Origin of the sequence: Halomonas sp. E19, from assembly GCF_052439355.1 — a bacterium.
GTDB lineage: Bacteria > Pseudomonadota > Gammaproteobacteria > Pseudomonadales > Halomonadaceae > Halomonas.
Genome location: NZ_JBNFWU010000001.1, coordinates 1020661 through 1041179, shown reverse-complemented (window position 1 = coordinate 1041179; position 20519 = coordinate 1020661). Strand labels below are relative to the sequence as shown.

Sequence of the window (20519 nt, the reverse complement as noted above, 5' to 3'; positions counted from 1 at the left end):
CCAGGCTCGACCGGCGCTTCGACCAAGGTGCTGCCCGGCGTGCGAATCTGACCGAGGCTGGCAGGCGGCTGTGGATCGGGCACGTCGCGACGCTCGACCGGCACCGGCTGCTCGATAGTGAAAACGGGCTGAGGACGTTCGTCGCGCGGCGCCGGTTCGTCAAACAGCATCGGTACAAAGATGATGGCCAGCGCGACCAGTATGACGGCCCCGCTGATCCTCTCGCGCATTCCGTACTTCATCATGCCCTCCTGCCCCTGGCTATGCTGTCTGCTGTTGCCGCCATGTCAGAACGGCCGCAACGGTAAAGAAGGAGCCGCAGACCAGTACACGATCCTCTGCCGCCAGGCGCTCCGACAGCCACGCGGCGCCCGCCTCGGGCGAATCCGCCTGCCAGGCCACCTGCTCGCCCCTGGCCTGCAGGCGATGCGCCAGGTCTTCGGCGCTGCGGCCGCGCTCGCCGGCCAGGCCTACCGCTACCCAAGCGTCGACAGCCGGCGCCAGCGCCGCTATCACGCCATCGGCATCCTTGTCGGCCAGCATGCCCAGCAGCACCCAGGTACGCCCCGCGCTGGGCAGTGCTGCCAGCCGCTGGGCCAGGTAGGTCGCCGCATGAGGATTGTGGCCCACGTCCAGACACCACTGGCCCAGCCACTGCATGCGGCCCGGCAGCGTGACGCCGCGCAAGGCTCGGCGGCAGCACGCTGGGTCCAGAGCCACGTCGGCGGCGGCCAGCGCCTGCAGCGCGGTGGCGGCATTGTCCAGCGGCAGCCCCGGATCGGGCAAGTCGTCCAGGCTCAGACCACCGCCCGACGCGCTAGTGCCCTGCCAGCGCCAGGTTTCGCTGTCGCCTTGCCAGGTAAAGGCTTCGCCGAGCGCCGAGACGGGTGCCCCCAGCCCTTCGGCCACGCCACGAACGCTTTCAGGCAAGGCTCGGCTGCCAAGAATTGCAGGACGCGAGGAACGCAATATACCGGCCTTTTCGCGGCCGATACCCTCGAGATCGCTACCAAGGAAGTCGGCGTGATCGAGCGCAATGGTGGTGATGACGGCCACATCGGCATCGATCACGTTGACCGCGTCGAGCCGCCCACCGAGGCCGACCTCGAGCACGGCAAGATCGGGCGACCGTTGCGCAATGGCCCAGAACGCCGCCAGCGTGCCTGCCTCGAAGTAGGTCAGACTGACCACGGGCGCCTGTTGCCTTGCCGTTTCCACGGCCTCGAAGCCGGCCACCAGCGTGGCATCGTCGGCGTCATCGCCGTCCAAGCGCAGGCGTTCGTTGTAGCGCAACAGATGCGGGGAGGTGTAGGCAGCCGTCGAGAGCCCATGCGCCCTGCCCAAGGCCTCGAGCATGGCGACGGTAGAACCCTTACCGTTGGTACCGGCCACGGTGATGATGCGGGACGCCAGGCGCTTTTGCAGCAGGCCCATGCGGCGAGCGACCTCGGCTACTCTGTCGAGGCCGAGGTCGATGCCCACCGGATGGACCTGTTCCAGATAGCCGTGCCAGGCGTCCAGCGTGCGCGATGACGGGGAAGGCATCACGTAGGATCAGCGCGCCGTGTCGTTGCGATCGGGAGCGTTGGACGGCTGGTGCGCCTCATCGGCATCCGGTGCATCGGGCTCGGCGGCAAGATAGTCGCCCTCCTCGATCCGCTCGGCGCTGGCCTCCTCCATCCGCTCCGCCTCCGGCATTTCCGCTTCCTCCAGCCCCAGAGGCGGCTGGTGGGTCAGCTTGCGCAGCACCGCCCCCAGGCGGTCACGCATCTCGCCGCGCGGTACGATCATGTCCACCGTGCCGTGCTCAAGCAGGAATTCACTGCGCTGGAAGCCCTCTGGCAGCTTCTCGCGCACGGTCTGCTCGATGACGCGCGGACCGGCGAATCCGATCAGTGCATTGGGTTCGGCCACGTTGAGGTCGCCGAGCATCGCCAGCGACGCCGAGACGCCGCCGAATACCGGGTCGGTGAGCACCGAGATATAGGGCACGCCGGCCTGGCGCAGGCGCTCCAGCGCCGCCGAGGTCTTGGCCATCTGCATCAGCGAGAACAGCGCCTCCTGCATGCGCGCGCCGCCCGAGGCCGAGAAACAGATGAACGGAATCCGCTCCTCAAGCGCCAGGGTAGCGGCACGAACGAATTTCTCGCCCACCACGGCCCCCATGGAACCGCCCATGAACGAGAACTCGAAGGCCACCACCACCACCGGCAGGCCGTTCAGGCTCCCGCGCATGGCCACCAGGGCATCCTTCTCGCCGGTTTCTTTCTGGGCCGCATTGAGGCGGTCCTTGTATTTCTTGGAATCGCGGAACTTGAGGCGGTCCACCGGCTCGAGGTCGGCCGAGATCTCCTCGCGCCCTTCCTTGTCCAGGAACCAGTCGAGCCGCTTGCGCGCCGTCAGGCGCAGGTGGTGGTCGCACTTGGGGCAGACGTTGTGGTGCTTCTCCAGTTCGGGCAGGTAGAGCACTGCCTCGCATTTGGGGCACTTGCGCCACAGGCCGTCGGGCACGCTCGCCCGCCGGTCCTTGCGCTGAATCCGTCCCATTGAGGGTACGATCTTGTCGAGCCAGCTCATGTCAGAAAGACTTCCGTATGCTGTAGCGCCCGGCTGTACCGGGCGTTTGAGTCAGAACCGTGGGCGAAGCTTATCGTGGTGGCAGCGCGTCCAGCGCCTGGCGCATCTCGCCCAGCACCGCCTTGAGCTCGTCGGCAATCGCTTCCGGACGCTCGGCGTTTTCGGCGATACGGCTGACCAGGGCACTGCCGACGATGACGCCGTCGGCCACCTTGCCGACCTCGGCCGCCGAGGCGCCGTCGCGAATGCCGAACCCGACGCACAGCGGCAGGGTGGTCAGCTCACGCAGCGGCGCAAGGTGCTCGGCCACGTCTTCGGCATTGAGCGTAGCGGCGCCGGTCACGCCCTTGAGCGCCACGTAGTAGAGATAGCCCTCGCCGTGGGCGCATATTGTAGCGGCCCGCTCCTGCGAAGTGGTAGGGGCGACGAGAAAGATCGAGGCCAGGCCATGGCGCTTGAGCAGCGGGCCGAATTCATCGGCTTCCTCCGGCGGCATGTCCACGGTCAGCACGCCGTCGACGCCCGCCGCCGCCGCCTGCTCGGCGAAGGCCTCGAAGCCGATGCGCTCGACGGGGTTGAGATAGCCCATCAGCACGATGGGCGTCTCGCTGTCTTGACGGCGGAACTCACGCACCATCTCGAACAGATGGGTCAGGCGTACGTCATGCTTGAGCGCACGCTCGCAGGCCTTCTGGATCACCGGGCCATCGGCCATGGGATCGGAGAACGGCACCCCCAGCTCGAGCACGTCGGCGCCCGCTTCCACCAGCGCATGCAGGAAGCCGACGGTGTACTGCGGGGCCGGATCGCCGGCGGTGAGATAGGGGATCAGCGCGCGTCGGCCCTGGGCCTTGAGCTCGGCGAAACGTTGGTCGATACGGTTCATCTTGTCCCCTTAGATCTCGATGCCGTCGAGCTTGGCGACGGTGAGAATATCCTTGTCGCCGCGGCCGGAAAGGTTGACCACGATGTTCTGGTCGGGCCGCAGTGTCGGCGCCAGCTGCTTGGCATAGGCCAGGGCATGGGCGGACTCGAGCGCCGGCATGATGCCCTCGACCCGGGTCAGCTCACGAAACGCCTCGAGCACGGCATCGTCGTTGGCGGCCACGTACTGCACGCGTCCGACATCCTTCCACAGCGCGTGCTCCGGACCCACGCCCGGATAGTCCAGGCCCGCCGAGATGGAGTGGGTATGCGAGACCTGGCCGCCCTCGTCCGACATCAAGTAGGTACGGTTGCCGTGCAGCACGCCACGCGGCGCGTTGGAGGTCAGCGGTGCTGCGTGACGGCCGGTATCGACGCCGTCGCCACCGGCCTCGACGCCGTACATGACGACATCGTCGTCTTCGACGAAGGGGTAGAACAGGCCCATGGCATTGGAGCCGCCGCCCACGCAGGCGATCAGCGCATCGGGCAGCTTGCCGAACTCCTCCAGCGACTGGCGGCGCGCCTCGCGGCCAACCACTGCGTTGAAGTCGCGCACCAGCATCGGGTACGGATGCGGGCCGGCCACGGTGCCAATGATATAGAAGGTATCGTCGACGTTGGTGACCCAGTCGCGCAGCGCCTCATTCATGGCGTCCTTGAGCGTGCGGGTGCCCGACTCCACCGGGATCACGTTGGCTCCGAGCAAGCGCATGCGATAGACGTTGAGCTTCTGGCGCTGCACGTCCTCGGCACCCATGTAGACATCGCACTTGAGCCCCAGCCGGGCCGCCACGGTGGCCGTGGCCACACCGTGCTGGCCCGCGCCAGTCTCGGCGATGACGCGCGGCTTGCCGCTCATCTTGGCCAGCAGCGCCTGGCCGATGGTGTTGTTCACCTTGTGCGCGCCAGTGTGGTTGAGGTCCTCGCGCTTGAGCCAGATCCGCGCCCCGCCGAGCTGCTTCGACCATCGCTCCGCATGATAGAGCGGAGAGGGACGGCCTACGTAATGGGCCAGGTCGTAGTCGAATTCGGCCTGAAAGTCCGGATCGTCGCGAAGACGCAGGTAGGTCTTCTCCAGATCGTCCAGGGCGAAGCTCAGGGTCTCCGAGACGAACCGGCCGCCGTAGGGGCCGAAATGGCCGCGGGCATCCGGCAGTCGGGTCAGGTCGCTGAACTTGCTCACTAAAGACACCTCACAGGGTCGCCATAAGGGACAGGGGTTGGGTCGGGCTTGAGCAACGTGGCATTCAGCCCAGGCGCTTGCGATCGGCCTGGGTCACTGCCGCAGCGAAGGCCGCCAGGTGGCGGGGTCCTTGCGGCCCTGTTCGGCTTCGACGCCGCCGGAAACATCCACCGCGAAGGGTGACACGCGCTCGACGGCATCGGCCACGTTGTCCGGGGTCAGCCCACCGGCGAGAATAACAGGTTTTTTCAGGCTTGCGGGGATTCGCGACCAGTCGAAGGTTTCCCCGGTTCCACCCGGCACGCCGGGCCGGTAAGCGTCCAGCAACAGCGCCTGAGCACCCGCGTAGGCTTCGGCGGCAGCGGCCAGGTCGAGGTCGTCGCGCATGCGCAGCGCCTTGATCCAGGGGCGGTCGAAACCGGCACAGAAGTCCGGGGACTCGTCACCGTGGAACTGCAGCAGGTCGAGATGGTGGCAGGCGCTGCGGATTTGCTCGGCAGGCTGATCGACGAACAGGCCCACCCGGGTGACGAAGGCGGGCACGTTAGCGACCAGGTCCGCCAGACGCGACACATCGACGTGGCGGCGACTGCCGGGCCAGAGCACGAAGCCCAGCGCGTCGGCACCGACGGATACCGCTTCGATTACATCCTGGGTGTTGGTCAGTCCGCAGAACTTGATGCGCGTACGCGCCTGAGCATGGGGCGTTACATGGCGATCAAACAGGCTCATCGACTACCTCAAAGCGCTCTCCCGCGCCGGGCACGCACGGAAACGTCGTCCTGATTACGCCGTCTGTCGGTCGCTGGCCTCGATTGCGGCCAGATCGGCCGCAATGGCCCGGTGCACGGCAGGCAGATATTCGTAGCCGCTAGGGTACCATAAGCGCCTGACCGCCACAGAACGCGTGATGCGTGCCACGAGATGAAAACGGCTGGCCTTGAGGTCGTTCTCGACACCCTTCGGCGTCGGCCCAAGCAGGGCACAGTCGGCGTGGGAGCCGAGCGTATTGGCCAGAAAGGCATGACGGATCAGCTGGATCATGGCTTCGCCTGCCGGCACCGGTTCGATTCTCACTCGTGCACCCTCCCCCGCCTCCGAGCCTGGTAGATAGCGCTGCAACAGGTAGATGCAGGCGACCGGCAGGGAGGTCGAGACAACCCGGCCCACCCTATCGGCCGGCACGCTGAGCTTGGCAAAGGAAGGGTGCACCAGCGGAAAGTTTTCAGCTTCGGCCTTGGCCACGAAACGCGCGATCTGTTCGGGGGTCAGCTTCATCTGAGGAAATCCATGGCGACACATAACCTTGCCGTCCTGCCAGGCCAAGGCTGAGATATCGTCGGCCAGCAGCGGAAACCCCGCCTTCACCAGCGACGTCACCATGGTGCTCTTGCCTCCGGTGCGATCCGCGGCGAACAGCACCGCCTTGTCGCCCTGCCTTACCGCCCCGGCATGCAGCGCCGCCATGCCACAAAGCTCGAGGTAATAAGCCATCACATGCCCAAGCAGGCAGATCTCGACCATGAATTCCAGCTCGGGGTCGTGCAGCTCGCAGCGGATTACGCCGGTGCTCAGCCAGAAATCCGCGATACGCGGGAAGCGCATGACCACACCCGTCGCGGTGGCATACCCTTGCACGCTGCTCTCTCCATGGTGGTTCACCGCCGCGCTCTGGAACAGGCACGCAGCGGCATCGAATTCCTGCACCTGCGGCGACGCAACCAGTTGAAAGCGCAAATCGACATCGCTGCCGAGCGGGGCCACCGTCATGGGGGTACGGAAGCGGTATGTCGTTTCCAGGCAGAAACCGAAAAGAACATAGCGATAGGGAGGCATGGACGCCACGCTCCTTGCTGAGCAACAGAAGTGGGGTAGTTTAACGGTATGACAACAGGCCGCCCTTCTCGAGCTCTGCCACGAAGGCGGCAAGGTCATGGCGCAAGGTAGACGCATCGACATCATAGCGGGCCAGCAGCGCTGACTGGGCACTCTCCAGCGTGCCGTGCGCCAGCACGCAGCGCCACATCTCGGCCGCCGAGCCCTCCAACCGCAGGCAGGCAGCGGAGGCATCCGGCTCGACGGGGAAGCGAGCCAGCGCAATGGCGTCGTCGACCTCGCGCCACAGCACCCGCGGCGCTTCCCGAATCGGCCCCAGCCCCTGCTCCATGAGGGTTGTAAGCCCAACCGCCCCACCCTTCGGCTGCTCGCTCAGCCGCTCGGCTTCCTGCCTGCGATTCAAGGAGAGCGATGGCGGTAGCAGATTCCAGCTGGCCCGATAGCAGCCCGCCTCCTTGTCCCAGAACTATGACTGCGGCTCGCACCAGGCGAAGGCGACATACTCCGTGATGCCCAGCCATGCGCCTGCCTCGCCGATGCGCGCCCTGCGCCGCTCGAGCCACTGCGGATAGGACTGGCCAAAGCGCTCCGGCGCCACATCGCGCAGATCCACCGCATTGAGGCAGGCCTCCACCCCGGGTTCGGCACGGGCAATCGCCTCGCACAGCCCGGGCGGGGCAAACAGGGGACAGAAGATCACGGAGTCAAGCCCACGGCTTCTCAGGAACTGGCGAAAACGCACGCCGGACAACGCGCAATCATCGACCACCACCCAGGTTCGCCTTTCGCCGTCATCGAAAAGATCGCCGGGCAGGCCGATCTGCTCGTGTCGCAGTCCAAGGCAATAGGAGAGCATGCCCAGCACGATCCAGCCGCCGCGCGGAATGGCCGTGAAGCGAAACTCGGCAAGCGCATCACGTCCGTAACGCGCCAACAGCTTGGCGGCGAGCCTCTCGGCCGCCTTTTCTGCTTCGGCGTAGTTTACGTAACGGTGATTCTGGATGACATCGGTGAGTTCTGCGGAGAGGTTGCCCAGCAGCATTCTTTGGCGCGGGCTGAAGCGGCCGAATGCCGCCAGCATAGGTGCCGGGTCGGCACGCGCCACAAGGCGCACTTCATCGAATTCGCTCCACAGCGAATTGGCCTCGAGTCCGTGGCAAAGGGTCTCGAGCGCAGCTTTGGCATCAGGTTGACGCGTAAAGGACAATAACGACTCGGTACCCTTGCGGGAACAGACCTGCTTCTCGGCGCCATTGTCGGCATCGAGAAGCAGGAAGGCATCAACCTGAAGTTGCCAGGTCATGACCTTGCTTCAGCGGCTTAGCGATTCAGGTCCTCGACGCTGCCACCGCAGATCACATCGCCACGGAAGCCGTAGAACATGCTGCTCACCCCATCTTTCAACGCCGCCGACAGCGACATCTCCATGAAGGGCTGGAACATAGAGAAGAAGGGGTCGTCTTCATGCGGCCTGTTGAGCGCATCGTCCACCAGGGGTAGGTCTGCTCCGCCGGAATCTCCGAGACCGGGATACGGTAGTGGTCGGCCACCTTATAGATGGTCTCGCTCTCGTCGCATTCCGCCAGCGCTTCGGGAAACACCCAGCTGTAGGCACGCATGGAGGGCAGCGACTCGTCTTGCTGGCGTAGCCAGCCCGCCACTGAAGCTACGCTGGTGGAGTCGACGCCACCGCTCAGGCTGACGCCGACGGGATCGCGTGCCCGAAGGCGTGCCCTGACCGAGGTCTTCAGCAGCTCCTGCAGATGGGCGGCGTAGTCTCGCTCGTCACGGTAGCGTAGGCGATGGTGCGGATCGGGCTGCCAGAACAGGCGGCGGCTTACGGCAGCCGAGGCCTCGATCACAACCTCCTCGCCGGGGCGAACCTCCTCGAGGCCGTCGTAGAAGACCTCTCCCTGCGGGGTCTGCATGCAGCACAGGTGCCAGGCTACGGCCCGCTCGTTGAGGCGGCGCGGCACGCCGGAGACGGCGAGGATCTGCTGAATTTCGCTGGCGAAGAGGATGCGCCGCGCTTCCACACGATAATAGAGCGGACGCAATCCCATGGCGTCTCTGGCAAGGCGCAGCTGCCGATGCTTGGCATCCCAAAGGGCATAGGCGAAGTCGCCCAGCAGGCGACCCGGGCCTTGCTCCCGAGCGCCGACCAGCGCCGACAGCATCAGTTCGGAATCGGTGGAACCCTCGGACCGGCCAGAGAGGGCCTCGCATTCGGCCCGATTGTCGAGGCGAGCATCCGCCATGAACAACAGGCCATGCCGCTCGTCGCGAACCAGGTGGCAGGCACCGCTGCCGTCAGGCGTGACATCGAGGGAAAGGCAGGCCAACCCAAGCGGGCCGTCGAGGTATCTTTCGATACCATCCGGGCCTCGGTACGCCGCTCGCTCCACCATCCGGTCGAGCTCTTCGCGCTCGACCGGCTTACCATCCAACTGAATGATGCCGCAAATTCCGCTCATGGTAGGCCATCCCTCCTGCCTGACACTGTGCACACGAGAGCGATGGCATCGCCAAGCAGGTTCCCTCCCCGCTTCTTTACGGCGCGATGCCATCTCGTTATCCATGACAAATAAACCACGTCACCGAGACGCACACAAACTAGCAGAAAGAATCGCAATGCCACGTAGGGCTACATAGTGTGGCTTTCAGCGGTTAACGGTAGGTGCAGCCGATTCGGCAGTCGGCCTGCCGCGGCGGAACTCCACCATCGGGCAGTCGGGAAGGGGGCGCTCGCCTGTCCATTCGCCGCGAAAAGCCAGCAGGTTCGGTCCCAAGGGCTCCTGCGGAAGCCCCCAGGCCTCGTCGTAGAGCGAGTCGACGAAATGCAGCCCGCAAGCAGGCGCCGTGACATCGGAAAGTGTCCGGTCCTTCAAGGCCAGCAGGTCGGCCAGGTAGCCATCACCCTGCTCGCCTCGCCCCACCGTGACCAGGGCGCCGACGATATTGCGCACCATGTGATGCAGGAAGGCGTTGCCCTGCACGTCAACCACCACCAGTGGCCCGTGCCGCTGCACCTCGATGAAGTGCAGATGCCGCCAAGGGGTTTTCGACTGGCAGCCGGCCGCACGGAAACTGGAAAAATCGTGCTCGCCAACCAGCGCCTGGGCGGCGCGATGCATGGCATCCGCATCCAACGGATCGCGACACCAGGTCACGTTGGCTCGCTCCAGCACCGGCCGGCTCGGCTGATTGAGGATGAGGTAGCGGTAGCGGCGCGCCAGCGCCTTGAACCGTGCATGGAAATCGTCGGGCACCTCGCGTACCCAGCGTACTGCCACGTCACGCGCCAGATTGGCGTTGACGCCGAATACCCAGGCCTTCTGAGAGCGTGGCACAGGCGCATCGAAGTGGACCACCTGGCGAGTGGCATGGACGCCGGAGTCGGTTCGACCGCTGGCGTGTACCGTGATCGGCTGGCTGGCCACCTTGGCAAGGGCGCGCTCCAGTTCTGCCTGGACCGAGGCGGTGTGCTTAAGACGCTGCCAGCCGCAGTAGGCGCTGCCGTCGTATTCCACCCCCATGGCCAGGCGGCCAAGCAAGGGGCGGCGATCATCAAGAAGTCGAAACAGGGTCATGCCATCATCAAAGCCGATAGAGTGTGATCAGCGCCTGAGCTTCGTCACGCAGGCGTGCGTCCTTGGCCCCGGCAAGCAAGCGCTGCAACAGCGTTCGAGCGCGCGCCATTTCGCCACTCTCCAGCAGGCGCCGTGCGTCGGCGAGGTCGGCCCAGGGAGAGGGCTCGGCAGGGGCCGCGCCATTATCCCGGTCAAGCGGCGGGAAGGCCACCTCCTCGACTTCCCACACTGCCTCCTCGGCTGGCGCCCGGAACGCGTTGTTTCGGGGGCTCTCATCACGGGGAAATTCGATGCTCGGCTGCATCGGGGTTTCCACCCGTGGCGCTGGCTCAGGCCCCAAGGTGGGAGGCCTGTAGTCGATCACATCCCAGGCGATCGGCTCGCTCTGCGAGGGCGGTTCGACGACGTTCTCGCCATCGGCCAGCGTCTCGCGCTGCTCGACACCAGCTTCCTTTGGCGCTTCCGCGGGAGCAGTCGCGTCGTCCATGGGCTTCTCCGCGACGGCCGGGCAGGTCGCAGCCCCTCCTTCGTTGCCCCCACTGGGGCTGTCGCGTCGTCTATGGGCTTCTCCGCGACGGCTGGGCAGGTCGCCCCCCTCCTTCGGCGCTTCCACGGGGGCTGTCGGGTCGTCCAAGGACCGCGCCGAGGCAGCACCCGCGCTAGCACCGGCCTCTTTGGCACCGGCCTCCTTGGCAGCGCCGCGCTTGGCCAGCAAGCGCGCTGCCTCGGCCATAAGGGCGGGGTCACCCGTCTCGCCGAGCCGCTGCATTTGCTGCTCGGCCGTTTGCCAATCTCCTGCTCCAGCACGAGGGTCAGTAGCTTCAGCCGAAGGTCGTGGCGACCGGGCTCGGTCGCCAGGTTGGCTTCCAGCAGCGCCTTGGCTTCATCATGGCGCCCATAGGCCATGAAGATGTCGACTTCGCTGATCGCCTCTGCCTGCGGCACGGCGGCCTGGGCTGGCACCTCGCTGTCAGCCGCTGTCACACTCATGCCCGGGGGCGTGTAGGGAGGGCGGTTCGTCACGGCGACCGTACCGCCCGGCATGGCTGTCGCCAGCGAATCGCCCATCACCGGGGGCAAGGTGGTATAGGCGGCCAGGGGACCTGCCTGGGCCGTGCGGCGCCGGCGCACCCAGAGCCAAAGACCGAGCAGCGCGGCAAGGCCCGCTCCGCCCAGCACCAGGCTTCGCTCCTCGGCCGCCTGATAGGCACTGCCCCACCAGGGGTATCCGCCGGTGGGGTCGGCGACAAGCCACCCGGCCCGGCGGCATCCGCGCCTGCTCCCCGGCCAACAGCAGGGCAAGCTGCTCGCGCATCGCCTCCATCTGCTCACGCAAACCACCCAGCTCCTGCTGCAGCGCATCGCGCTCGACACGCACCTCTGCCAGAGCATCCTGGCTGGCCTGCCAGCGGCGCTCCAGCTCGGCGAGGCGCTGCTCTTCCGCCGACAGCGCCTGCTCTTCCACCGGCAGGGTTGGCTCTTGCTCCACAGCGGCTTGCTCAGCCAGGTCGGTGGCGGGTGCCGGCGCGGCTTCGCCCTCGGCGGCCAGCTCGGCATCGCTGAGCAGGGTCAGGCGCGGTTCCGGCTCAGGCTGCACAAGCTGAGGGGCATCTCCAGGCGCTGCTTGCGAGGCTGCCGTTCCAGTATCCGGCGCGGGCGGCACCGCCTCCACGGTTCCTGGCGCCGCGCTGGCCATCGCCACGGCCGACGTGGCCCCGCCAAGGGGAACGCTCACAGGCGCCCCTCGGCCACGCTGTGCCCAAGCCTGGTTCATGGCCAGCACGATCTCGCGGGACTCCTGGGCAGTGCGCGCCGCGATGGCTTCACGAGAGGGAACGTTCAGCGCAAAGCCCGCCCGCATGGCGTTGATGTTGCCCGAGGGAAAGACCTCAGGATTAGCCTCGACCAAGGCGATCATCATCTGGTCCATGCTGATGCCGCTATCGGGGCGCAGTCGTGTGGCCACGTTCCAGAGCGTATCGCCGCTTGCCACCCAGGCAGTCCCCGTTGGTGTCCTTGCAGCGGCGCCCACCGGTCGAGACGACGGGCTGGAGGCCACCGTCGTAGGACTTGGCGGGACCGAGACCGAGACAGGTGCCTGTACCAGCACCGGAAGTTGATCGTAGCCTGGCGGGTCGAGCAGCAGCGTCACTTCACGAAGCTGCTGTCCGCCAGGCCAGTCGAAGCGCAGCAGCAGATCCAGCCAGGGCTCGGTGATGGCGCCTTCACTGGCCAGTTCTACTCGCCACTGCCCCTGGGCCTGGTTGACCGCAGTGCGAATACCTGTCACCAGCGGGGTGCGCACCAGGCCTGCCGCCTCGAAGTCCCGTGCGCTGGCCATGGAAACACGCAGCAGGCCCGGTTCCAGGCCCACGGTATCGGTAAGAGGGATGACGGCGTGCAGCGGCATCTGCAGCGTTGAACGCACCTCGACCTCCCCACCCCAAGCGCCTGCGCCGCAGGGCTTAGCGACGCCGTGGCATACAGCATGGCGATCGTCAGCTTGCGTCTCATTGGGTTCCCTTGCTCCGCCACCCGAGGGGTAGCCGTTCAGTGATTCTTGTCATCCATGCCGGGCCTGGACAACCCAGCCATATGTCTTAGCGGTATACCATACCTCGCCTGAGTTCAAGCATAAGAAAACGGGGCATCCTAAAAGGATGCCCCGGACTTCACGCATTTTCTTGCTAGCCGCGATTACTGTTCGCGCAGGATCTTCAGCATACGCTTGAGGGGTTCCGCTGCACCCCACAGCAGCTGGTCGCCTGAGGTGAACGCGGAGAGATATTCATTACCCATGTTCAGCTTGCGCAGGCGGCCCACCGGAATGCTCAGGGTGCCCGTGACGACCGAAGGCGTCAGGCCGGCAATGGTGGCTTCCTTGTCATTGGGAATCACCTTGACCCACTCGTTGTGCTTGGCGATGCGCTCTTCGATCTCATCCAGCGGAACGTCTTTCTTGAGCTTGATGGTGAAGGCCTGGCTGTGCGAACGCATGGCGCCGATACGCACGCAGAGGCCGTCGATCGGAACCGGATTGCCCTGGATGCCGAGGATCTTGTTGGTCTCGACGCTGCCCTTCCACTCCTCGCGGCTCTGGCCGTTGTCGAGCTTGGTATCGATCCAGGGCAGCAGGCTGCCGGCGAGCGGCGCAGTGAAGTTGTCGACCGGGAAGTCGCCGCTGCGCATGGCCTGGGTGACCCTGCGGTCGATATCCAGAATGGCGCTGGCCGGGTCGTTCAGCTCATCGGCCACGCTGTCACGCAGCGCGCCCATCTGCAGCAGCAGCTCGCGCATGTGCTTGGCGCCAGAGCCGGAGGCGGCCTGATAGGTCATGGAGGTCATCCATTCGATCAGGTCGGCTTCGAACAGGCCGCCGAGCCCCATCAGCATCAGGCTGACGGTGCAGTTTCCGCCGACGAAGGTCTTGGCACCACGCGCCAGCTGCTCGTCGATGACGCGACGGTTGACCGGGTCGAGAATGATGGTCGCCTCGTCCTCCATGCGCAGGGTGCTGGCGGCATCGATCCAGTAGCCCTTCCAGCCGCTCTGGCGCAGGTCACTATATACCTGCTTGGTGTAGTCACCGCCCTGGCAGGTGATCACGACATCCAAGGCCTTGAGCGCGTCAAGGTCAGTGGCATCCTTGAGTGGAGGCACGTCCACGCCGATGTCGGGGCCGGCCTGGCCGACCTGGGAGGTGGTGAAGAAGATCGGCTCGATGCCGTCGAAATCTCCGTCCTCCTGCATGCGCTGCATGAGTACCGAGCCCACCATGCCGCGCCAACCGACGAAACCGACTTTCAACATGTGAAGTCCTCCTGAAAAGAATGAGGCCAATAGTATACATGACCCGGGCCCACCTCGCAGGCGGGCCCGGGCCGGGGTTGTGACAACGGGTCAAGGAGCAGGCATCAACGCGACTCGAAGGCCGCCAGCACGGCATCGCCCATTTCCCGCGTGGACACGGTACGCGTGCCTTCGGAGGCAATATCCGCGGTGCGCAGGCCCTCGTCCAGCACTTTCCCCACGGCGTCTTCGATACGCTGGGCAAGCTCGGGCTCGGAGAGCGAATAGCGCAGCATCATCGCCACCGAGAGGATGGTCGCCAGCGGGTTGGCGATACCCTTCCCGGCGATGTCCGGCGCGCTGCCGTGGCACGGCTCGTACATGCCCTGACCGCTCTCGTTGAGCGAGGCCGAAGGCAGCATGCCGATGGAGCCGGTGAGCATGGCCGCGGCGTCGGAGAGGATGTCGCCGAACATGTTGCCGGTGACCATCACGTCGAACTGCTTGGGCGCGCGCACCAGCTGCATGGCGGCGTTGTCGACGTACATGTGCGAGAGCTCGACGTCGGGGTACTCCGGCGCCAGCCGCTCCATCACCTCGCGCCACAGGATGGTGACCTCGAGCACGTTGGCCTTGTCGACGCTGCACAGGCGCTTGCCGCGCTTCTGCGCCAGCTCGAAGGCGACCCGGCCGATGCGCTCGATCTCGCTCTCGGAATAGATATAGGTGTTGAAGCCGACCCGCTGGCCGTCGCGCACCTCGATGCCGCGGGGCTGACCGAAGTAGATGCCGCCGGTGAGCTCGCGCACGATCATGATGTCGAGGCCGGCCACCAGCTCGGGCTTGAGGCTGGAGGCGCTGGCCAGCTGTGGGTAGGTAATGGCCGGGCGCAGGTTGGCGAACAGGCCGAGGTTCTTGCGCAAGCCGAGCAGGCCCTTCTCGGGACGCTTGGAGAGGTCCTCGAGCTTGTCCCACTTGGGTCCGCCCACGGCGCCGAGCAGGATGGCATCGGCGGCCTTGGCCTTGTCCAGGGTCACGGCGGGCAGCGGCTCGCCGTGTTCGTCATAGGCGGCGCCACCGACCAGGCCTTCCTCGATCTCAACGTCGAGGCCGCGGGCCTGGCAGGCGGCGAGGATGCGGCTGGCCTCGGCGGTGATCTCGGGGCCGATGCCGTCACCCGGCAGTACCAGAATCTTGCGTGTCATCGTTGCTTCCTTGTTCAAGCGGTATCGCGAAACAGCCACGGCCGGGCCTGGCGATGCTTCACCTCGAAGGCGCGGATGGCGTCCTCGTCCTGCAGCGTGATGCCGATGTCATCGAGCCCCTCGAGCAGACAGTGCTTGCGGAAGGCGTCGACCTCGAACTCGAGGATCTCGCCCGCGGGGGTGATCACCCGCTGGTTCTCCAGGTCCACGTCGAGGCGGTAGCCTTCGCTGGCTTCCACCTCGCGGAACAGCCGGTCGATGACATCCTCGGGCAGGGTGATCAGCAGCAGGCCGTTCTTGAAGGCGTTGTTGTAGAAGATGTCGGCAAAGCTCGGTGCGATTACCACGCGGAAGCCGAAGTCCTCCAATGCCCAGGGCGCGTGCTCGCGGGAGCTGCCGCAGCCGAAGTTGCGCTGTGCGAGCAGCACGCTGGCGCCCTGGTAACGCGTCTGGTTGAGCACGAAATCCGGGTTGAGCGGACGCTGTGAGCAGTCCTGCCCGGGCTGCCCCTCGTCGAGGTAGCGCAGCTCATCGAACAGATTGACGCCGAAGCCGGTGCGCTTGATCGACTTCAGAAACTGCTTGGGAATGATCAGGTCGGTGTCGACGTTGGCCCGGTCGAGCGGCGCGACGAGCCCTTCGGTGCGTTCGAACTTTCTCATGGCTCAGGCCTCCTCTGCGACGGGCTGGGCGTCAAAGCTGCGTACATCGACGAAATGACCGGCGATGGCGGCGGCGGCGGCCATGGCCGGGCTGACCAGGTGGGTGCGCCCACCGTAGCCTTGGCGCCCCTCGAAGTTGCGGTTCGAGGTGGAGGCGCAGTGCTCGCCGGCACCGAGCTTGTCGGCGTTCATCGCCAGGCACATGGAGCAGCCCGGCTCGCGCCACTCGAAGCCCGCTTCGATGAAGATCTTGTCGAGCCCCTCGGCCTCGGCCTGGCGCTTCACCAGGCCGGAACCCGGCACCACCATGGCCAGCTTGATGGAGTCGGCCACCTTCTTGCCACGGGCGACCTTGGCCGCTTCGCGCAGGTCCTCGATGCGCGAATTGGTACAGGAGCCGATGAAGACCTTGTCGAGCTTGATATCGCTGATCTTCTGCTTGGGCGCGAGGCCCATGTACTCCAGCGCACGGGTGTAGCCGCGCTTGACGGTCTCGTCGTCCTGCTCGGCCGGGTCGGGTACTTCGCCGGAAATGCCGGTGACCATCTCGGGGCTGGTGCCCCAGCTCACCTGGGGTTCGATCGCCGCGGCGTCGAGCGTCACCACCTTGTCGAACTCGGCGTCGGGGTCGGATACCAGGTTGCGCCAATCGGCCACGGCGGCCTGCCACTGCTCGCCCTTCGGCGCGAAGGGGCGCTCGGCGAGGTATTCGATGGTGGTGTCGTCCACCGCGATTAGGCCGACCCGGGCGCCGGCCTCGATGGCCATGTTGCACACCGTCATGCGGCCTTCCATGGAGAGGTCGCGAATGGCGCTGCCGGCGAACTCGATGGCGTAGCCGGTGCCGCCGGCGGTGCCGATCCTGCCGATGATGGCCAGCACCACGTCCTTGGCGGTGACGCCGGCACCTAGCTTGCCCTCGACGCGCACCTGCATGTTCTTCATCTTCTGCGCCAGCAGGCACTGGGTGGCGAGCACGTGCTCCACCTCGGAGGTGCCGATGCCGTGGGCCAGCGCGCCGAAGGCACCATGGGTAGCGGTGTGGGAGTCGCCGCAGACCACGGTCATGCCCGGCAGGGTGGCGCCCTGCTCCGGCCCTACCACGTGGACGATGCCCTGGCGCGGGTCGTTGATCTTGAACTCTTCGATGCCGAACTCGACGCAGTTGTCGTCCAGCGTCTGCACCTGGATCAGCGATACCGGGTCCTTGATGCCGGCGTTGCCCTCGGCACGCTCCTTCACCGTGGTCGGCACGTTGTGGTCCGGCGTGGCCAGGTTGGCGTCGAGACGCCACGGCTTGCGCCCGGCCAGACGCAGCCCCTCGAAGGCCTGCGGCGAGGTCACTTCGTGCAGCAACTGGCGGTCGATGTAGATCAGTGCGGTGCCGTCGTCGCGCTCCTTCACCAGGTGCTGCGACCACAGCTTGTCGTAAAGCGTCTGGCCTGCCATATCGTTCTCCCGGGCTCTGTGGCCCTTTTGCCTGTCCGGTCTAGGGAAAGATTCCCCAAGGTTCGCCGATCTCGTACGTTTTGCCTCAAATGGCCATTGCAGCAGGACTCGCCGAAGGGCGCCGGGGACAGGTCGGAGAGGAGGTCATTTGCCATGGATGGCAAATGTAGCGTCCAGGGATGGATTCACAGCGCCTCCTCGAAGACCTTGTCGCCGGCAAAGCCCCGACATGCCAAGGCTACTTCTTTCCTGCATCGCCATGGCCGAGTGATTGCAGTCTTGCGCGGCTCGCCCATAAAAGCAATTCATGTTATTTATTCATTGGATTCCATAAAGGAATACAAACGAGAGATGGATACCCAAAGCCTGCAAGCCTTCCTCGCCGTGGCCGACAGCGGCAGCTTCTCCCGCGCCGCGGAGCAGCTGCACCTGACCCAGCCGGCGGTTTCCAAGCGCATCGCCACCCTGGAAGACCAGATCGGCGCGCGGCTGTTCGACCGCATCGGCCGCCGCGTCACCCTTACCGAAGCCGGTCGGGTGCTGCTGCCCCGCGCCCGGCAAATCCTCGTCATGGTGGACGACAGCCGGCGTGCGCTGACCAATCTCGAAGGCCAGGTGGCCGGCAGCCTGACGCTTGCCACCAGTCACCATATCGGCCTGCACCGCCTGCCGCCGCTGCTCAAGGCCTACACCCAGGCCCACCCCGAGGTACGCCTGGACCTGCACTTCCTCGACTCGGAGCTGGCCTATCAAGGGGTGCTGGACGGTGAGCTGGAGCTGGCCGTGGTGACCCTGGCGCCACATCCCGACCCGCAGCTCGACGTGGTGCCGGTGTGGCAGGATCGCATGTGTTTCGTCTGCGCCCACGACCATCCGCTGGCCGGGCATGGGCGGCTTACGCTGCATGAGCTGTGCGCCTTCGATGCCGTGCTCCCCGGCCCGCTGACCTTCACCCGTACGCTGATCGAGTCGCGCTTCGCCGCTGCCGGTCTCACCCTGCCCGTGGCGCTGGCCACCAACTATCTCGAAACGCTCAAGATGATGACCGCCATCGGCCTGGGCTGGAGCCTGCTGCCGGAGCGAATGGTGGCGGGAGAGCTGCACGAGCTGGACGTGGAGCACCCGCCCATCCATCGCTCGCTGGGCTACCTGGTGCACCGCAGCCGCACGCTCTCCAACGCCGCACGAGCGATGCTCTCCCTGCTGGAGGAGGCGCGTGACGCGGCGAGTCGCGGGGGATAGGAAGATATTGTTAGACTGCTCACAAATCAGACACACCGTCCCGACTCGCCGGAGCCCTGAGCCATCGTGTCCCCACCCGACTCGTCACCGATGCCCTTGCGCCATGCCCTGGCAGGCGTGCTGATCCTGCTCGGGCTGGTGCAGCAGATACTTGCCTTCAGCGGGATCGTGCTGCTGCCGCATGGGGTCGGCTATGCCCTGTGGCTGGCCACGCTGCTGCTGTGGCGCGACATTCCCCGACGTACCCGCTGGCAGGCCGGGGCGCTGGCCGTCATCGGGCTGGGTTTGCTGATCGTCTCACGCTGGCGCTACGGCGCGCCGGTCGCCTGGCCGACGGTCACCAGCGGCAATACCTATGTGGTGGCAATGTTGGTCGGCGTCAGCTTCATCGGCCTGATCGGCAACCGCAGCGGCTCGTCGCGCCCCTGGGCCGGCCGGTCACCGGCCGCCGAGGCACTGCCGGCACCTGGCTCGGCGTTCACCTGCTCGGCACCATCCTCAATCTGTCGACGGTGTTCATGATCGGTGACCGCCTGGCCCGCCGCGCCCCGCTGAGCACGCCCCAACTGCTGGCGCTCAATCGCGGCCTCTCCAGCGCCGCGCTGTGGTCGCCCTTCTTCGCCTCCATGGGCGTGGTGATGACGCTGGCGCCGGGCATGGAGTATTCGCGCGTCCTGGCCATCGGCCTGCCCCTGGCGCTTGTCAGCGGGGCACTCACCACGTTCGAGCTGTCGCGCCGCTTCGACCTGGCCGAGGTGGCGGGCTTCTCGCTCTCCCCACGCAGCCTGCTGATGCCGGTGGCCATGGCCGGCCTGGTGATGCTGTTCCATTTCCAGCTGACGCCTGAGCTCGGCATCGTCAGCATCATCACCTTCCTGCTGCCGGCGGTGGCGCTGGCCAGCAACCTGCCCGCCGGGCCGCACTGGACCTGGCACCGGGTGCACCAGCACAGCCTGACACGGCTGCCGGCGATGCGCGGCGAGATCGCCCTGTTTCTCTCGGCGGGTTTGCTGACGCTGGGCCTCTCCACCCTGGTGGCCGCCGCTACCGGCAGCGAGTGGCGGCTGTTCGCCCATTTTGGCGCGCTCCAGGCCGTGATCAGCTTTCTGGCCATCGTGCTCAGCGCCGTGGCCGGCCTGCACCCGATCATCGGCGTCTCGGTGCTGGCCTCGATGCTGGATCTGCGCGGCAGCGAACCGACCCTGTTCGCCTTTACGGCGCTGGCCTCCTGGGCCGTGGGCACCTCGGTGGGACCGCTGTCGGGCATCAACCTGTCGCTGCAGGGGCGTTACGGCATCAGCGGCTATCGCATGATGCGCCTCAACCTGGGCTATGCCCTGGTGCTCAGCGGCCTGGTAATCGTGGCAATTCTTGCCCTGGACGCCTGGCTTTGACGGTTGTGCATGAGGAAAGAGGCACGGGCTGGCTCGTTAGCGGCCCCGTGCCATGAGCCACCTACTGAGATACGCGATAGAAGTAGCGGTGGCCGCACTGGTGACAGGGCTCGATACGCGTCACCCCTTCCAGCTCCACCGCGGCATCGCAGTGCACGCAGGCCATGCGCCCGGGGGCAGCGATCTCGCCCTCGCAGTAGTCGGCCCGCGCCGCTTCCAGGTCTTCCTTGAGCCGCTCGTTGTCGACGATGCTGCGATCGGCAATGGAGAACAGCGAGTCCACCACCTTGCGCGAGAGCTGGTCGAGGTCGATGCCCAGCCAGGCGGCCACACCGCGACCCCTTCGCGCAGGTAACGCCGCATGTCGATCAGATCGCGCTCGACCCAGGCGCGCAGCAGGGCCAGTTCGTCCTTGGTGAACTCCTCCAGCTCGGCCTCGAACTCTACCGCTTCGTCGAGCTCATGCTGCAGGTTCTCCCAGGTCAGGTCGTCGGCGCCCTCGCGCAGCCGTGCCAGCATGCGTTCATAACCTTCACGCAGCCGATTTTCATGATGAGAGTCGGGGCGTTCGCTCATGGTCATCTCCTCGAAGCGGATTCGGCATGTCCCGGGCATGGCCGGGCATGTCCTACTGGGGTATCCTTGGTTACCATTTAGACGCCATC

General features: G+C 65.9%; 17 protein-coding genes and 2 pseudogenes. 2 read left to right on the top strand and 17 right to left on the bottom strand.

Annotated features, from left to right (window positions below; genetic code table 11):
* Window positions 1–261 precede the first annotated feature (261 nt).
* The 16 genes from folC to leuC form a co-directional block, all read right to left on the bottom strand.
* Entirely contained in the window at window positions 262–1545 is a 1284-nt protein-coding gene (gene folC / locus ACUDAL_RS05515; RefSeq protein ID WP_444677415.1) for a bifunctional tetrahydrofolate synthase/dihydrofolate synthase, read from the bottom strand.
* 9 nt (window positions 1546–1554) lie between these two features.
* Window positions 1555–2577, bottom strand: a complete 1023-nt coding sequence (accD, locus tag ACUDAL_RS05510; protein WP_444677414.1) for an acetyl-CoA carboxylase, carboxyltransferase subunit beta — start codon at window positions 2575–2577, stop codon at window positions 1555–1557.
* 70 nt (window positions 2578–2647) lie between these two features.
* Window positions 2648–3463: a tryptophan synthase subunit alpha gene (gene trpA, locus ACUDAL_RS05505; RefSeq protein ID WP_444677413.1), complete on the bottom strand. Its 816-nt coding sequence runs from the start codon at window positions 3461–3463 to the stop codon at window positions 2648–2650.
* Between the two features lie 9 nt (window positions 3464–3472).
* Window positions 3473–4687 (bottom strand): tryptophan synthase subunit beta, encoded by a 1215-nt coding sequence (trpB, locus tag ACUDAL_RS05500; RefSeq protein ID WP_444677412.1) that lies wholly within the window; start codon window positions 4685–4687, stop codon window positions 3473–3475.
* A gap of 93 nt (window positions 4688–4780) precedes the next feature.
* Entirely contained in the window at window positions 4781–5419 is a 639-nt protein-coding gene (locus ACUDAL_RS05495; RefSeq protein WP_444677411.1) for a phosphoribosylanthranilate isomerase, read from the bottom strand.
* Window positions 5420–5473: 54 nt separating this feature from the next.
* Window positions 5474–6451: a hypothetical protein gene (locus tag ACUDAL_RS05490; protein WP_444677410.1), complete on the bottom strand. Its 978-nt coding sequence runs from the start codon at window positions 6449–6451 to the stop codon at window positions 5474–5476.
* A 112-nt stretch (window positions 6452–6563) separates the two neighbouring features.
* Entirely contained in the window at window positions 6564–6926 is a 363-nt protein-coding gene (locus tag ACUDAL_RS05485) for a PqqD family protein (RefSeq protein WP_444677409.1), read from the bottom strand.
* Window positions 6927–6989: 63 nt separating this feature from the next.
* The gene (locus tag ACUDAL_RS05480; RefSeq protein ID WP_444677408.1) at window positions 6990–7826 is read right to left on the bottom strand and encodes a phosphoribosyltransferase; all 837 of its coding nucleotides are present in this window, start codon (window positions 7824–7826) and stop codon (window positions 6990–6992) included.
* Between the two features lie 97 nt (window positions 7827–7923).
* Entirely contained in the window at window positions 7924–8997 is a 1074-nt protein-coding gene (locus tag ACUDAL_RS05475; protein ID WP_444677407.1) for an asparagine synthetase B family protein, read from the bottom strand.
* Between the two features lie 186 nt (window positions 8998–9183).
* The gene (truA, locus tag ACUDAL_RS05470; protein ID WP_444677406.1) at window positions 9184–10113 is read right to left on the bottom strand and encodes a tRNA pseudouridine(38-40) synthase TruA; all 930 of its coding nucleotides are present in this window, start codon (window positions 10111–10113) and stop codon (window positions 9184–9186) included.
* A gap of 7 nt (window positions 10114–10120) precedes the next feature.
* Window positions 10121–10600, bottom strand: a complete 480-nt coding sequence (locus tag ACUDAL_RS05465; protein ID WP_444677405.1) for a hypothetical protein — start codon at window positions 10598–10600, stop codon at window positions 10121–10123.
* Between the two features lie 483 nt (window positions 10601–11083).
* Window positions 11084–12541, bottom strand: a complete 1458-nt coding sequence (locus ACUDAL_RS05460) for a FimV/HubP family polar landmark protein (RefSeq protein WP_444677404.1) — start codon at window positions 12539–12541, stop codon at window positions 11084–11086.
* Window positions 12542–12810: 269 nt separating this feature from the next.
* Window positions 12811–13923 (bottom strand): aspartate-semialdehyde dehydrogenase, encoded by a 1113-nt coding sequence (gene asd / locus ACUDAL_RS05455; protein WP_444677403.1) that lies wholly within the window; start codon window positions 13921–13923, stop codon window positions 12811–12813.
* 104 nt (window positions 13924–14027) lie between these two features.
* Complete coding sequence (gene leuB / locus ACUDAL_RS05450) at window positions 14028–15107, bottom strand: 3-isopropylmalate dehydrogenase (protein WP_444677402.1); 1080 nt, start codon at window positions 15105–15107, stop codon at window positions 14028–14030.
* A gap of 14 nt (window positions 15108–15121) precedes the next feature.
* On the bottom strand, window positions 15122–15769 hold the full coding sequence (leuD, locus tag ACUDAL_RS05445; protein ID WP_444677401.1) for a 3-isopropylmalate dehydratase small subunit: 648 nt from the start codon (window positions 15767–15769) through the stop codon (window positions 15122–15124).
* A 3-nt stretch (window positions 15770–15772) separates the two neighbouring features.
* Window positions 15773–17218: a 3-isopropylmalate dehydratase large subunit gene (leuC, locus tag ACUDAL_RS05440; RefSeq protein ID WP_444677400.1), complete on the bottom strand. Its 1446-nt coding sequence runs from the start codon at window positions 17216–17218 to the stop codon at window positions 15773–15775.
* 351 nt (window positions 17219–17569) lie between these two features.
* Here leuC and ACUDAL_RS05435 point away from each other — a divergent pair, with 351 nt between their 5' ends.
* On the top strand, window positions 17570–18460 hold the full coding sequence (locus ACUDAL_RS05435; protein WP_444677399.1) for a LysR family transcriptional regulator: 891 nt from the start codon (window positions 17570–17572) through the stop codon (window positions 18458–18460).
* A gap of 90 nt (window positions 18461–18550) precedes the next feature.
* Window positions 18551–19854 (top strand): annotated as a pseudogene (locus tag ACUDAL_RS05430) (hypothetical protein).
* 61 nt (window positions 19855–19915) lie between these two features.
* Here ACUDAL_RS05430 and ACUDAL_RS05425 read toward each other — a convergent pair.
* Window positions 19916–20430 (bottom strand): annotated as a pseudogene (locus ACUDAL_RS05425) (zinc ribbon-containing protein).
* Window positions 20431–20519: the final 89 nt, after the last annotated feature.

Coding starts and splice junctions, on each gene's coding strand:
- ACUDAL_RS05435 (WP_444677399.1), top strand. CDS start 17,570: ATGGATACCCAAAGCCTGCAAGCCTTCCTCGCCGTGGCCGACAGCGGC.
- truA (WP_444677406.1), bottom strand. CDS start 10,113: ATGACCCTGTTTCGACTTCTTGATGATCGCCGCCCCTTGCTTGGCCGC.
- ACUDAL_RS05480 (WP_444677408.1), bottom strand. CDS start 7,826: ATGACCTGGCAACTTCAGGTTGATGCCTTCCTGCTTCTCGATGCCGAC.
- ACUDAL_RS05475 (WP_444677407.1), bottom strand. CDS start 8,997: ATGAGCGGAATTTGCGGCATCATTCAGTTGGATGGTAAGCCGGTCGAG.
- leuC (WP_444677400.1), bottom strand. CDS start 17,218: ATGGCAGGCCAGACGCTTTACGACAAGCTGTGGTCGCAGCACCTGGTG.
- ACUDAL_RS05495 (WP_444677411.1), bottom strand. CDS start 5,419: ATGAGCCTGTTTGATCGCCATGTAACGCCCCATGCTCAGGCGCGTACG.
- accD (WP_444677414.1), bottom strand. CDS start 2,577: ATGAGCTGGCTCGACAAGATCGTACCCTCAATGGGACGGATTCAGCGC.
- asd (WP_444677403.1), bottom strand. CDS start 13,923: ATGTTGAAAGTCGGTTTCGTCGGTTGGCGCGGCATGGTGGGCTCGGTA.
- leuD (WP_444677401.1), bottom strand. CDS start 15,769: ATGAGAAAGTTCGAACGCACCGAAGGGCTCGTCGCGCCGCTCGACCGG.
- folC (WP_444677415.1), bottom strand. CDS start 1,545: ATGCCTTCCCCGTCATCGCGCACGCTGGACGCCTGGCACGGCTATCTG.
- trpA (WP_444677413.1), bottom strand. CDS start 3,463: ATGAACCGTATCGACCAACGTTTCGCCGAGCTCAAGGCCCAGGGCCGA.
- ACUDAL_RS05465 (WP_444677405.1), bottom strand. CDS start 10,600: ATGGACGACGCGACTGCTCCCGCGGAAGCGCCAAAGGAAGCTGGTGTC.
- leuB (WP_444677402.1), bottom strand. CDS start 15,107: ATGACACGCAAGATTCTGGTACTGCCGGGTGACGGCATCGGCCCCGAG.